The sequence below is a fragment of the Allochromatium warmingii genome (genome assembly GCF_900107145.1).
Taxonomy (GTDB): Bacteria; Pseudomonadota; Gammaproteobacteria; order Chromatiales; family Chromatiaceae; genus Thermochromatium; species Thermochromatium warmingii.
The window spans coordinates 1-11,830 of sequence record NZ_FNOW01000063.1; the positions used below are offsets into that span (position 1 = coordinate 1).

7 protein-coding genes, 1 tRNA gene and 1 pseudogene are annotated in these 11,830 nt (G+C 59.3%); 3 read left to right on the top strand and 6 right to left on the bottom strand.

The features are described 5' to 3' along the window. Positions 1 to 139: 139 nt before the first annotated feature. From BLW10_RS12990 to rnr, 6 genes are all read right to left on the bottom strand, one after another. On the bottom strand, positions 140 to 1,312 hold the full coding sequence (locus tag BLW10_RS12990; protein ID WP_091335346.1) for an RNA ligase RtcB family protein: 1,173 nt from the start codon (positions 1,310 to 1,312) through the stop codon (positions 140 to 142). Positions 1,313 to 1,323: 11 nt separating this feature from the next. After that, complete coding sequence (locus tag BLW10_RS12995; RefSeq protein ID WP_245709408.1) at positions 1,324 to 1,668, bottom strand: hypothetical protein; 345 nt, start codon at positions 1,666 to 1,668, stop codon at positions 1,324 to 1,326. A 399-nt stretch (positions 1,669 to 2,067) separates the two neighbouring features. After that, a complete protein-coding gene (gene purL, locus BLW10_RS13000) occupies positions 2,068 to 5,961 on the bottom strand; it encodes a phosphoribosylformylglycinamidine synthase (protein WP_091335348.1) in 3,894 nt (1,297 codons plus the stop codon). A gap of 321 nt (positions 5,962 to 6,282) precedes the next feature. Beyond that, a complete protein-coding gene (locus tag BLW10_RS14050) occupies positions 6,283 to 6,447 on the bottom strand; it encodes a hypothetical protein (RefSeq protein ID WP_177169071.1) in 165 nt (54 codons plus the stop codon). 11 nt (positions 6,448 to 6,458) lie between these two features. Then, positions 6,459 to 7,202, bottom strand: a complete 744-nt coding sequence (rlmB, locus tag BLW10_RS13005) for a 23S rRNA (guanosine(2251)-2'-O)-methyltransferase RlmB (protein WP_091335350.1) — start codon at positions 7,200 to 7,202, stop codon at positions 6,459 to 6,461. Then, on the bottom strand, positions 7,195 to 9,591 hold the full coding sequence (rnr, locus tag BLW10_RS13010) for a ribonuclease R (RefSeq protein ID WP_091335353.1): 2,397 nt from the start codon (positions 9,589 to 9,591) through the stop codon (positions 7,195 to 7,197). Before rnr ends, rlmB begins: the two co-directional genes overlap by 8 nt. Before the next feature lie 120 nt (positions 9,592 to 9,711). On the opposite strand from rnr, the gene BLW10_RS13015 reads away from it, so the two are divergent. From BLW10_RS13015 to BLW10_RS13025, 3 genes and pseudogenes are all read left to right on the top strand, one after another. Next, positions 9,712 to 9,798: transfer RNA gene (locus tag BLW10_RS13015), tRNA-Leu, on the top strand. 137 nt (positions 9,799 to 9,935) lie between these two features. Continuing rightward, positions 9,936 to 11,309, top strand: a complete 1,374-nt coding sequence (gene purB / locus BLW10_RS13020; RefSeq protein WP_091335355.1) for an adenylosuccinate lyase — start codon at positions 9,936 to 9,938, stop codon at positions 11,307 to 11,309. 63 nt (positions 11,310 to 11,372) lie between these two features. Beyond that, positions 11,373 to 11,830: pseudogene (locus BLW10_RS13025) on the top strand (IS5 family transposase); the annotation flags it as partial.

Consider the following 11,830-nt stretch of genomic DNA (forward strand, 5'->3'; position numbering starts at 1 on the left):
AATCCGGACACCTTTGCCGAGGCGTTCCAGGCCTGGGCAACGGCGGCTCTCGCTGGGTTGTCCGGTGAGCAGGTGTGTGTGGACGGCAAGACGTTGCTAGGGTGCTACCAAAACATCCTGTCAATTTTGAAACATCCTGTTAATCCTGTCTCATTCTGCGCTGATGTATCCGGCCAGTGCGGTGCGATTGCTCTGAGCGCCGCATTTTATAGGTCAGCACCGGTCGCAGTGTGGCGAGTACCTGACACAGCCCCGCCTCAGTCAAATCGCTTATCACGCGCTCAATGCCCTTGTAACTCTCGGGCGCTTCGTCATAGAGCAAATCTTTATCTTCACAAATCACCCGCCCGCCGAGTGCCGTCAGCGCCAAATCCTCGGGGCGCTGGCGTCCGCTCAACCGCGCCCGCGCCTCGCCGCGCTTCCATTTGCGTCCGGCCCCGTGCGCTAATGACCGCAAATTGATCGCACCATCCCCCATCGGCGCGACCAGATACGACAGCGCCCCACGCGATCCCGGAATCACCAGCGGCCCGCGATCGGCTGGCGCTGCGCCCTTGCGATGCAGCCATAATCGCTCGTCATACCATGCGACCGACTCAACGCCGTTATGCCAGACAGCTAACCGCTGTTCCGCTTCTGCGCCCAACGCCGTGAGCAACCGCTGCGCAATCAGCGCCCGATTCGCCTCGGCCCAACGCAGCGCATGATCGTGCGCGAGGCGATAGGCGTCAGCTTCCGCTGTATGCGGATCTAAACCAGCATGTCCCCATTGATCGACCTGCGCCCGCAAAATCGCCTCACCCAGACCGCGTGAACCGCTGTGTACAAGTAAACACAGATGCTCGGTATCCAGCCCGAGTGCGGCTAATGCTGGCGCATCGAACACCTGCTCAAGCTGCTGTATTTCGGCGAAATGATTGCCGCCGCCGATGGTGCCGAGTGCGCGATCAAAGGCTGTTGGCTCCAGCTTCCAGTCAGCCCGCCATGCCGCGAGATCACCGTCCCACGCGCCTTCGAGTCCCGATAACCGCTCGGCGGCGCGTTCGGGCTTAAAACGCCGTGCGGTCAGATCCGTCTGCCACAGCGCCATGCCGCAGCCGATGTCATTGCCGACCAGCGCCGGATAGATGCGCTCGCTCAAAAACGCCGCGCCAATCGGATAGCCCTTGCCGGGATGTAGATCGGGCAATCCCACGGCAGCACGCATCCCCGGCAGACGAGCGGTGTGTTCCAGTTGCCGCACCGCCTCACCTTCGATCCAACTTGTAGACGAGGCAATCAGATGCGGGATGATCGGGTTGGCGTCAGTCATCGTGGCGTGGCTCAACGCTTGCGCAGACAGTAGGTGCCATTCGATAACCAGCCGGATGGACAGCTTGCGCCGATCTTAGGGATGGCGTCGCGGGCGGCTTGCCGACCGGCTAAGCAATAGGCACCGCTGGCGATGTAACCGCTTGGGCAGAGACCGATTTTTTCAATTGCCTGCCGTGCTTTGGCGCTCGGCACGCAATAGGCTCCGCTGGAGCGATAGCCATTCGGACAGGTGCCGTGCTTAACGATGGGAGTCGGGCTGACAGCCGAGTCAGCAGGCGCGTGCAGTGGGGTCAGACACACTAGCGCAATGACAACGGCGCTAATACGGGAGCGGTTAGGTAATTTGCGCGTCATTGTGGCAGCACTCAGAAATCAAGAAGCAGGGATGTTTGAGCTATCAGATAGTGGTAAATTTTTTAACAAAAAATCGCAAATTTTACCGTTTTGTTTTGCATAGAAAGCACTTGACACGCTTAAATAGCCGGTGAATGTTTCCAGATGCTCGATAACCAAGAGCATCGGTCTTTAACACGTTTGAGTATCGGGTTTCCAGCACGACTTGCTGCTGGTGTAAAACTCAAAGCATATCTAAGACCTTTTCGCGTCTGTGCATGTCACAGACCTTGCCGGATGGGGCCATGTGTGACCAAACACGTGCGCGTTAATATTTGTTAACGAAAATCCATCAGCATAGCCGATATGCTGGAGAAGATTTAAGCGGAGGTGGCGATGCACATTCGCCACCTCGCCTAATCACCCCACCCACACCCGCGCATTGCGGAACAGCCGCAGCCACGGGCCATCCTGTCCCCAGTTATTCGGCGACCACGTATTCTGAACCGTGCGGAACACGCGCTCAGGATGTGGCATCAAGATCGTCACCCGCCCGTCGGTGGTAGTCAGTCCCGCGATGCCGTTGGGCGAGCCGTTGGGATTGGCCGGATAGCGCGTGGCGATTTGGCCGTCGTTTTCGACATAACGCGCCACCACCCAGGGTTCAGCGGCAATCAGATGCGCCGCGTCGCGGAACTCCGCCCGCCCTTCGCCATGCGCGACGGCAATCGGCATTCGCGATCCCGCCATGCCCGCGAGTAACGCCGAGGGGGTCGCTTCGACCTTGAGCATCAGGGTGCGGGCCTCGAATTGCTCGGAGCGATTGCGCACGAAATGCGGCCAATGTTCCGCGCCCGGGATCAGTTCGCGCAGATTCGAGAGCATTTGACAGCCGTTGCAGACGCCGAGCGCAAAGGTCTCGGTGCGCTCGAAAAAGGCTTGGAATTGCGCACGCGCTCGCGAGTTGAACAGAATAGTTTTTGCCCAACCCTCACCAGCGCCCAGCACATCGCCGTAGGAAAACCCACCGCAGGCGACCAAACCACGAAAATCAGCTAGATCGACGCGCCCGGCGATGACATCCGATAAATGCACATCGACACAGGCAAAGCCAGCCGCATGAAAGGCAGCGGCCATTTCAATCTGACCATTAACACCCTGTTCGCGCAGAATGGCCAGCGGGGGACGTGCGCCGCGCTGGATCGCAGGCGCGGCGATGTCGTCATGTGGATCAAACGTCAGCACGGCGTTTAGGCCCGGATCCGCTTCATCGATCCGCGCAAAGGCTTCCGCTGCGCAGGTTGGATCATCGCGCCGTGCTTGCAGCCGATAGCTGGTTTCTGACCACAGCCGCTGCAATTCGGCGCGGGTTGCGCTGAATACGGTGTGCTGATGACGGTGGAAGCGGATCTGTTCAGACGTGTCGCTCACGCCGATCACCGGACTCCACTCCGCCAGCCCGTGTTGCGCCAAAATCTGCCGCACGGCGTCAAGCTGACAGTGGCGCACTTGGATCACCGCGCCCAGTTCTTCGCTGAATAACGCGGCGAGATCGTCGGTTCCCAGCGTGGCTAGATCAATATCCAGCCCGCAGCGTCCGGCAAATGCCATCTCGCACAGCGTCGCCAGCAGCCCGCCGTCAGAACGGTCGTGATAGGCCAAGATCAGTCCGGCGGTGCGCAATGCTTGCAGCGCCGCGCTGAAGTGTTGCAGCAGTTCGGGCGCGTCGAGATCCGGCGGCGTGGTGCCAATCTGGTTGTAGACCTGCGCCAGCGCCGAGCCGCCAAGCCGCTGTTGACCGCGCCCCAAATCAATCAAAAGCAAATCCGTATCGCCCTGATCGGTGCGCAACTGCGGGGTCAGGGTGTTGCGCACATCCGTGATCGGCGCGAACGCCGAGACAATCAGCGACAGCGGCGCGGTCAGCTCGCGGCGTTCGCCTGCGGGCGTGTTCCACACAGTTTTCATGCTCATGGAATCCTTGCCGACCGGAATCGCAATCCCGAGTTCGGCGCAGAGTTCCAGCCCGACCGCCCGCACCGTGTCATAGAGCCGCGCATCTTCGCCCGGATGCCCAGCGGCGGCCATCCAGTTCGCCGAGAGTTTGATGTCGCCGAGCTGTGCGATCTCGGCAGCTAAAAGATTCGTGATCGCCTCAGCAACCGCCATTCGCCCCGATGCTGGCGCATTGAGCAGCGCCAGCGGCGTGCGCTCGCCAATCGCCATCGCCTCGCCGCTGTAACCGCTGAAATCGCTCAGGGTCACGGCGCAATCGGCAACCGGCACCTGCCAGGGGCCGACCATCTGTTCGCGGGCGACTAAGCCGGTGATACTGCGGTCGCCGATGGTGATGAGAAAACTTTTATCCGCGACCGTCGGCAGCCGGAGCACGCGGGTGATCGCCTCACGGAGATCAATCCCGCTGGTGTCAAAGGGCGCACCGAGCGCCGGTTGCCGCACGACTTCGCGGCGCATTTTGGGTGGTTTGCCCAGCAGCAGCGCCAGCGGCATATCAATCGGACGTTCACCGCGTTGCGCATCATCGAGCACCAAATGCTCGGCTGCGGTCGCTTCGCCAACTACCGCATAGGGGCAGCGTTCGCGCTCGCAGATCGCCTGAAATTCGTCTAGCTGTTCCGCCGCGACTGCCAACACATAGCGTTCTTGCGATTCATTGCACCAGAGTTCCATCGGCGAGAGTGATGGATCGTCGCTCGGAATCGCGGCCAGATTGAAACGTCCGCCGCGTCCGCCGTCGTGTACCAATTCAGGCAGCGCGTTGGACAGGCCGCCCGCGCCGACATCGTGAATAAACAGAATCGGATTATCCGCGCCGCGTGCCCAGCAACGGTCGATGACTTCTTGACAGCGCCGCTGCATCTCGGGATTGGCGCGTTGCACCGAGGCAAAATCGAGATCTTCAGCCGACGCGCCCGACGCCATACTCGACGCCGCGCCGCCGCCCAGACCAATCAGCATCGCCGGGCCGCCGAGCACAATCAGCGGTGTACCCGCCGGAAACGGACGTTTTACGACATGCTCATCGCGGATATTGCCCAGACCGCCGGCCAGCATAATCGGCTTGTGATAGCCGCGCCGTTCGTAGCTGCCGTCGGCGCAGGGAATCGCCTGTTCGTAGGTGCGGAAATAGCCGGTCAGATTGGGCCGTCCAAATTCGTTATTGAACGCCGCCGCGCCGATTGGCCCGTCCAGCATGATGTCGAGCGCCGCGACAATCCGCCCCGGTTTACCGTGATCGACTTCCCAGGGCTGTTCAAAGCCCGGAATGCGCAGATTCGACACCGAAAAACCGCAGAGTCCGGCTTTGGGTTTTGCGCCCTGACCGGTCGCGCCCTCGTCACGGATCTCGCCGCCGGAACCAGTCGCCGCGCCCGGATCGGGGGCAATCGCAGTCGGATGATTATGGGTTTCGACCTTCATCAACAGATGAATCGGCTCTTCTGACGTACCATAGATGTGCGTCTGCGGACAGGGCAAAAAACGCTGCCCGATCCGACCAGCAAGCACGGCGGCATTGTCTTTATAGGCCGAAAGCACGCCGTCTGGCGCACGCTCGGTGGTGTGGCGGATCATGGCAAACAGCGAATGGGTCTGCGGCTCGCCGTCGATGACCCAATCCGCATTGAAGATTTTGTGGCGGCAGTGCTCGGAATTGGCCTGCGCGAACATCATCAGCTCGACATCCGTCGGATTGCGACCGAGGGCGGTGAAATTCGCGCTCAGATAGTCGATTTCATCATCTGAGAGCGCCAGCCCGAGTGTACGATTGGCCGCAACGAGCGCCGGCCGTCCCGCGCCGATGACATCCACTCGCTGTAGTGGACGCGGCGCGGTGGACTCAAATAATTGGCTCGCGGCATCCAGATCAAAGCGAACCACCTGCGTCATGCGGTCATGCAGGGCGGCGGCCAGTGCGCCCAGCGTCGCGCCGTCGATCTCGTCGGCATCGCTGGCCAAATAATAGGCCGTGCCGCGTTCTAGCCGCTGGATCGACTTCAGACCACAGTTATGGGCGATGTCGGTGGCCTTCGATGACCAGGGCGAAATCGTGCCCGGGCGCGGCACTACCAGCACCAGACGCCCGATGGGTTCATGCGTCGGCAGGTGCGGCCCGTAGCGCAGCAGTCGCTCCAAGATGGCGCGTTCCTCGGCGCTGAGTTCGGCGGTCACTTGCGCAAAATGCACAAACTCGGCATAGGGCCGGATCGTCTGTCCGGTCAGCTCGTGGAGCCGGTCGGCGAGTTTTTGGAGACGGAGTTCGGAGAGGGCGGGTGCGCCACGAAGGACAAGCATCGGCGTTGCTCTGGGTACTGTAATCTAGGGAGGATGGACGGGATGTCTCTGGCTCTGGCTCGGGGCGATCAGCGTCAGCGAGCGATCACACGCACGATGCTGGTTCGTGAAGGCGGTCGAGCATCATAGCGTTCAGTATAACAGTTGGGCTATGGGGACAGATCGGGCGGTCAAGAAGGGGTTGTCTGGTGGCGCGGATGTTGGGTATGATCGGGTCGCGACTTACAATCCAATACAACAAGGATTGAAACCAACAAGGATTGAAACCAACAGGAAGGAATTGAAGCACTCACGCCGCGTCAGGTCGCGACCCACAATCCACTACAATAAGGATTGAAACGTTTCAGCGATGCGCATATTCGTTTCGGCGATCTTACGCTTCATATCCAGCCGGAGTGCTTCAATATCGCGTTTAGTCTCCAGTCGCAGTGTCTCGACATCACGCTGTAGATTGTTTTCGCGTGTAATGCTGGGAGTGTGCGCCATAAACAGTTCGGCTAAACCCGCCGCTGCCGCAACGCCTCATACAGACACACCCCCGCCGCAACCGAGACATTTAAGCTCTCAACCTGACCGCACATCGGCAACCGCACCAGCCGATCACAGCGTTCGCGGGTCAGGCGGCGCAGGCCGCTGCCCTCCGCGCCCATCACCAGCCCCAGCGGGCCGGTGAGATCGGCAGCATAGAGATCGTCGCGGGCTTCGCCTGCGGTGCCCGTGAACCAAATGCCGCGTTCCTTGAGCGCATCCATCACCCGCGCCAGATTGGTCACTTGCACATAAGGCAGCGTTTCTGCCGCACCGCTGGCCACCTTGCACACCACTGGGGTCAGACCGACCGCGTTATCTTTTGGCGCAATCACCGCCTGCACGCCGACCGCTTCTGCCGTGCGCAAACACGCGCCGAGATTGTGCGGATCCTGAACTTCATCTAACAGCAATAAAAACGGCGGCACCTCAAGCTGATCGAGCAGTGCCGTCAAATCCGCTTCAGTCCGCGCCGACGGCACGCCGACCCACGCTAACGCGCCCTGATGATTGATTCCAGCCGCCACCCGCTCCAACTCAGTGCGTTCAACCTGCCGGACACGAATCCCAGCTTCGCGGGCTAAGTCTGCCAGTTCTTGCAAACGGCGATCCCGTCGCGCCCGTTCGAGCCAAATTTCATCGACCCCAGCGGCCCCGAATTTGAGCGCGGCGCGAACGCTATGAATACCGCCAATCGGTGCCCGCTCAGTCATCGCGATTCACAGGATTGGACGCCGACCGCTTGCGCTTATTGGCCCGCGTGCGAGCTTTTTTTGCTGCCGATGGCGTCGGTTTGCCGCTTGACGGATTGGTCGCTGTCGCCGCACGTTGCTTAGATTTAGGCTTAACTTTGGCTTTAGCGTCAGTCAGCGGCGCTTCAGTTGGCTTCGGCACGCGACGTGCGCTCTTGGCCGTCGGCCCAACGAGGACAAAATCAATCTTGCGTTCATCAAGATTGACCGCTGCCACCTGCACCCGTAGTCGGTCGCCGAGCCGATAAACGGTGCCGGTGCGCTCGCCCTGCAAGCGATGACCGATGGGGTCAAAGTGGTAAAAATCATTGTCGAGCGCGGTGATATGCACCAGCCCATCGACATGCACCGCGTCGAGTTCAACAAAGATGCCGAACGAATTGACGCTTGTAATCGTGCCGTCGAATTTCTCGCCCAGCTTGTCCTGCATGAACTCGCATTTGAGCCAATCTTCAGCATCGCGGGTCGCTTCATCGGCGCGGCGTTCGGTGCCGGAGCACCATTCGGCAGCCTGTTGCAGTTCGGTTTTGGTGTAATCGAGATCAGCCGCTGTGCCACCGGCCAGCAGATGCTTAATCAGCCGATGGACGACCAAATCAGGATAGCGGCGAATCGGCGAGGTAAAGTGCGTGTAAGCCTCAAATGCCAAACCAAAATGCCCGGCATTTTCGGCGCTGTACATCGCCTGCTGCATCGAGCGCAACAGCACGGTTTGAATCAAGCGCCGATCAGGACGTTCTTTAATCTGTTCTAGCAACTGCGCGTAATCTGCCGCCGTCGGCTGTTCACCGCCGGGTAGCTTGAGCGCCAACTGCGCCAAAAACTCGCGCAGATCGTTGAGCTTTTCCTGACGCGGTAGATCGTGAATGCGATAAATGCCCGGCAGCCGCTTGCGCTGGAATTGCCGCGCCGCCGCGACATTAGCCGCTAACATGCACTCTTCAATCAGCTTATGGGCGTCGTTGCGCACCAGCGGTACGACCGATTCAATCCGTCCCTGTTGATTAAACAGAAACTTGGTTTCAGTGGTGTCAAAGTCAATCGCGCCGCGTGTCGCCCGCGCTGCCTGAAGAGCTTGATAAAGCTGATAGAGTTCATGCAGATGCGGCAGAATGTCAGCGAAGCGTTCGCACAGCTCGCCGTCGCCCTCGACCACCATCGCCGCGACCTGATCGTAGGTCAGCCGCGCTTGCGAGCGCATCACCGCCTCAAAAAAGCGCGTGCGCGTGACCTGACCTTCACGGTTGACATAGAGTTCAGCGGCCATGCACAGCCGGTCAACGTGCGGATTCAGCGAGCACAGCCCGTTAGACAGCACCTCAGGCAGCATTGGAATCACGCGGTCGGGAAAATAGACCGAATTGCCACGTGCGTGGGCTTCGCGGTCGAGCGCGGTGCCCGGACGCACATAGCTCGACACATCGGCGATACAGACTAAGAGCTTCCAGCCTTTCGGCTTGCGCTCGCAATAGACCGCATCATCGAAATCGCGGGCATCCGCGCCGTCAATCGTCACCAACGGCAATTGCCGCAGATCGACCCGTCCCGCTTTCGCCGCTTCCGGCACCTCCGCCGTCAGTCCGGCGATTTCGGCCAGCACCTCGGCGGGCCACTCGACCGGCAGATTATGGGCACGAATGGCTATATCGGTTTCCATACCCGGGGCTAGATGATCGCCGAGCACTTCGCGGATACGCCCAATCGGTTGGGTGCGCTGGGTCGGCTGATCGGTGATGTCAGCGACGACGATTTGCCCCTGCTCGGCGCCAGCAAGCCGGTCGCTGGGAATAATGATGTCGTGCGTCAACCGCTTGTGATCTGGCACCACGAAGCCGACGCCGCTTTCTTTATAGAGTCGTCCGACAACACTGCGGGTGTTGCGCTCTAAAATCTCGACCACTGCCGCTTCAAGCCGCCCGCGTCGGTCACGTCCCGCGACGCGCACCACCACCCGATCACCGTGAAACAGCGCCCGCATCTCTTTTGGATACAAATAGAGATCGTCGCCGCCCTCATCCGGTCGCACAAAGCCAAAGCCGTCGGGATGGCCGATCACGCGCCCAGCGATCAAATCGCGGCTGTTGACCGGACAGAAGGCTTGGTTGCGATTGCGCACCAGTTGCCCGTCACGGATCATCGCCCCGAGTCGGCGTTCGAGTGCAATCAAATCCGGCTCATCGACCAGTCCAAGCGTGGTGACCAGCTCGTCAAAGGCCAGCGGAGCGCCGTGATGGGCGAGGGTTTCGAGGATAAATTCCCGACTCGGGATGGGGTTGGCATATTTACGCGCTTCGCGTTGGCGATGCGGGTCAGTGTTCTGGGCAGGTGGGGTTGATCGGCGTTTGGTCACTAGGGCAGGATCGTGGCGAAGAAAGTTATTAGTGTAGCCTTGACAGGGGCGTGTTGTCTCACTAATATGCGCGTCTCCACTGGGGGCGCGGCTCAATTTAAGCCACTGCACACAGTGACTGCCGAGGTGGCGGAATTGGTAGACGCGCATGGTTCAGGTCCATGTGAGCGAAAGTTCGTGGAGGTTCGAGTCCTCTCCTCGGCACCAACTCATTCCGCACTCACCAACTTGGGTGAGATCAAACAGGCGCTGCATCTCAGGATGCAGCGCCTTTTTTTATGTGCCTAGTTTTGCCGCTGTAATTCATACCCTTTTGATCTGATTTGATTGGAGCTGATAGACCTATGTCACTGCCGCTTTCTGCGCTCACTGCACTCTCGCCGGTCGATGGTCGTTATGGCGCACGCGCCGCCGCGCTGCGGGCGATTTTTAGCGAATACGGCTTGATTCAGCAGCGCGTGCAGGTCGAGGTGCGCTGGCTCCAAGCACTCGCGGCCCATCCGGGCATTCCCGAAGTGCCGCCGTTTTCCGAGACGGCCAAGCAAGTGCTTGACCAGCTTGTCAGTGAATTTAGCTTGAGCGATGCCGAGCGCGTCAAAGACATCGAGCGCACGACCAATCATGATGTCAAAGCCGTCGAATATTTTCTTAAAGAACGTATTGCCGCGAATGCGGAATTAACCGCTGTCAGTGAGTTTATTCATTTTGCCTGTACCTCTGAAGATATTAATAATTTAGCGCATGGGCTAATGATGCAAGCCGGACGCGAGCAGGTGTTATTACCGCAAATGGATGCGCTGATTACCGCGATCCGTGAGTTAGCGCATCAATACGCCGACCAACCGATGCTGTCGCGCACGCATGGTCAACCAGCGACCCCGACTACACTCGGCAAGGAATTAGCAAACGTGGTGCGGCGGCTACAACGCCAGCGGATGCAGGTCGCTGAGGTGGTGTTACTGGGCAAAATCAATGGCGCGGTTGGCAATTACAATGCGCATCAAGTTGCGTATCCGGCGGTTGATTGGCCGACGCTGGCGCAGGAATTTGTTACCTCATTAGGATTAACTTGGAATCCCTATACCACGCAGATTGAACCGCATGATTATTTGGCGGAATTATTCGACGCGCTGGCGCGATTTAATACCATCTTGATTGATTTTTGCCGCGATCTGTGGGGCTATATTTCGCTGGGTTATTTTAAGCAGCGCACCATTGCCGGTGAAGTCGGCTCTTCGACCATGCCGCATAAAGTCAACCCGATTGATTTTGAGAATGGCGAAGGGAATCTCGGAATGGCGAATGCCGTGCTGACGCATTTGTCGGCTAAATTGCCGATTTCGCGCTGGCAGCGTGATCTGACCGATTCGACCGTGCTGCGCAATCTGGGCGTGGGCATCGCGCATCTAAGCATTGCGTTGCAGTCAATTCAGAAGGGTCTGAGTAAATTAGAAGCCGATCCAGCGCGATTAGCCGCCGATCTTGACGCAAATTGGGAAGTGCTTGCCGAGCCGATTCAAACGGTGATGCGGCGTTATGGCGTTGAACAGCCGTATGAAAAGCTCAAAGCGTTGACACGCGGGCGGCGGATCGGCGCAGAGGCGTTGAGTGCGTTTATCGCTGAATTAGAAATCCCCGAAGCGGCGAAAACTGAGCTGCTGGCGCTGACCCCAGCGCGGTATCTCGGGGCAGCGGCGGCGCTGGCGCGGGCGATTTAGAGCCTATCCCAAAAGGTAGTATTCTAGGCGGAAGTTTCCTCGATCACAGGAGTCAGAACGACGATGAGCTTGGCGGTTAAAGATGATGGTTGGCGGTTATCCGACGCCCTGTGGGCGCAGCTCAAACCCCTGTTGCCCGTGTACCAACCGCGGGCCCATCCGCTGGGCTGTCATCGGCGCCGGATCGAGGATCGGGTGGTGATGAAGGGAATCTTGTTTGTATTGCGCACCGGCTGTCAATGGAATGCGCTTAACGCCACTGGGATCTGTTCGAGCAGCACAGCGCATCGACGGTTTCTGGAATGGGTGGAGGCCGGCGTGTTCGAGCGCTTCTGGCAGGCCGGTGTGCTCAAATACGATGAACTCAAAGGGATCGACTGGTCGTGGCTGTCGATGGATGGGGCGATGACCAAGGCCCCGCTGGCAGGCTCAAAAAAACAGGCCGCAACCCGACGGATCGGGGCAAGCAGGGAGTCAAGCGCAGCCTGTTGACGGAAGGCGCGGGTATTCCCCTAGCGGTG

Bases quoted from the DNA above. Each gene is read 5' to 3' on its own strand.
- purB (WP_091335355.1), top strand. From the start codon at position 9,936: ATGTCACTGCCGCTTTCTGCGCTCACTGCACTCTCGCCGGTCGATGGT.
- rlmB (WP_091335350.1), bottom strand. From the start codon at position 7,202: ATGACTGAGCGGGCACCGATTGGCGGTATTCATAGCGTTCGCGCCGCG.
- BLW10_RS12990 (WP_091335346.1), bottom strand. From the start codon at position 1,312: ATGACTGACGCCAACCCGATCATCCCGCATCTGATTGCCTCGTCTACA.
- purL (WP_091335348.1), bottom strand. From the start codon at position 5,961: ATGCTTGTCCTTCGTGGCGCACCCGCCCTCTCCGAACTCCGTCTCCAA.
- BLW10_RS12995 (WP_245709408.1), bottom strand. From the start codon at position 1,668: ATGACGCGCAAATTACCTAACCGCTCCCGTATTAGCGCCGTTGTCATT.
- BLW10_RS14050 (WP_177169071.1), bottom strand. From the start codon at position 6,447: ATGGCGCACACTCCCAGCATTACACGCGAAAACAATCTACAGCGTGAT.